The sequence below is a fragment of the Streptomyces dysideae genome (assembly GCF_001514305.1).
Classification (GTDB): Bacteria; Actinomycetota; Actinomycetes; order Streptomycetales; family Streptomycetaceae; genus Streptomyces; species Streptomyces dysideae.
On record NZ_KQ949104.1, the window covers coordinates 1 to 1,740 of the forward strand.

Consider the following 1,740-nt stretch of genomic DNA (forward strand, 5'->3'; position numbering starts at 1 on the left):
TGAGCTTGAGGATCGTTGTCACTGTGAAGTACGTGCCCGACGCCACTGGCGACCGGCACTTCGCCGATGACCTGACCGTCGACCGGGACGACGTGGACGGCCTGCTCTCCGAGCTCGACGAGTACGCGGTCGAGCAGGCGCTGCAGATCGCCGACGAGGCGGACGACGCGGAGATCACCGTTCTGACGGTGGGCCCGGAGGACGCCAAGGACGCGCTCCGCAAGGCCCTGTCGATGGGCGCCGACAAGGCGATCCACGTCGAGGACGACGACCTGCACGGCACCGACGCCATCGGCACCTCCCTGGTGCTGGCCAAGGCGATCGAGAAGGCCGGCTACGACCTGGTGATCTCCGGCATGGCCTCCACCGACGGCACCATGGGCGTCGTGCCGGCGCTGCTCGCGGAGCGCCTGGGTGTCCCGCAGGTGACGCTGCTGTCCGAGGTCTCCGTCGAGGACGGCACGGTCAAGGGCCGTCGTGACGGCGACGCCGCCTCCGAGGCGCTGGAGGCGTCCCTCCCGGCGGTCGTGTCCGTCACCGACCAGTCGGGTGAGGCGCGTTACCCGTCCTTCAAGGGCATCATGGCGGCCAAGAAGAAGCTGGTGCAGTCCTGGGACCTGTCCGACCTGGACCTGGAGGCCGAGGAGGTCGGCCCGGAGGGCTCCTACACGGTCGTGGACTCCGCGGCCGAGCGTCCGGCCCGTACCGCCGGCACGATCGTCAAGGACGAGGGCGAGGGCGGCAAGCAGCTCGCTGAGTTCCTCGCGAGCCAGAAGTTCATCTAAGGGTCGCTGGCCCGCTCGAGGCTCAACCCCCTTCCCGCCCCTCAGACTTCGCGATTCCGCAAGGAGATCCATTCCCATGGCTGAAGTTCTCGTCTACGTCGACCACGTGGACGGTGCCGTCCGCAAGCCCACCCTGGAGCTGCTGACGCTGGCCCGCCGTATCGGCGAGCCGGTCGCCGTCGCGCTGGGCAACGGCGCCGCGGACACCGCCGCCACGCTCGCCGAGCACGGCGCGGTCAAGGTGCTCACGCACGAGGCCGCCGAGTACGCCGACTACCTGGTCGTGCCCAAGGTCGACGCCCTGCAGGCCGCCGTCGCCGCGCTCTCCCCGGCGGCCGTGCTGGTGCCGTCCTCCGCCGAGGGCAAGGAGATCGCCGCCCGTCTGGCGCTGCGCATCGGCTCCGGCATCATCACCGACGCCGTCGACCTGGAGGCCGGCGACGAGGGCCCGGTGGCCACCCAGTCGGTGTTCGCCGCGTCCTTCACCACCAAGTCCCGGGTCGCCAAGGGCACCCCGGTCATCACGGTCAAGCCCAACAGCGCCGCCGTGGAGGCCGCCCCGGCCGCCGGCACCGTCGAGGAGCTGGCCGTGTCCTTCTCGGAGCAGGCCACCGGCACCAAGGTCACCGCGCGCACGCCGCGTGAGTCGACCGGCCGCCCCGAGCTGACCGAGGCCGCGATCGTGGTCTCCGGTGGCCGTGGCGTCAACGGCGCGGAGAACTTCGCGATCATCGAGGCGCTCGCCGACTCCCTCGGCGCGGCCGTGGGTGCCTCGCGTGCCGCCGTCGACGCCGGCTGGTACCCGCACACCAACCAGGTCGGCCAGACCGGCAAGTCCGTCTCGCCGCAGCTGTACATCGCCTCCGGCATCTCCGGCGCGATCCAGCACCGCGCGGGCATGCAGACCTCGAAGACCATCGTCGCGGTCAACAAGGACGCCGAAGCCCCGATCTTC

General features: G+C 71.0%; 2 protein-coding genes. Both read left to right on the forward strand.

Translation table 11 applies throughout. The features are described from left to right. Positions 1–785, forward strand: a 785-nt coding sequence (locus AQJ91_RS34950) for an electron transfer flavoprotein subunit beta/FixA family protein (protein WP_234383221.1), incomplete at its 5' end; no start/stop codon positions are given. A 76-nt stretch (positions 786–861) separates the two neighbouring features. After that, positions 862–1,740 (forward strand): electron transfer flavoprotein subunit alpha/FixB family protein (locus tag AQJ91_RS34955; protein WP_067029668.1); only part of this gene is annotated, 879 nt, incomplete at its 3' end.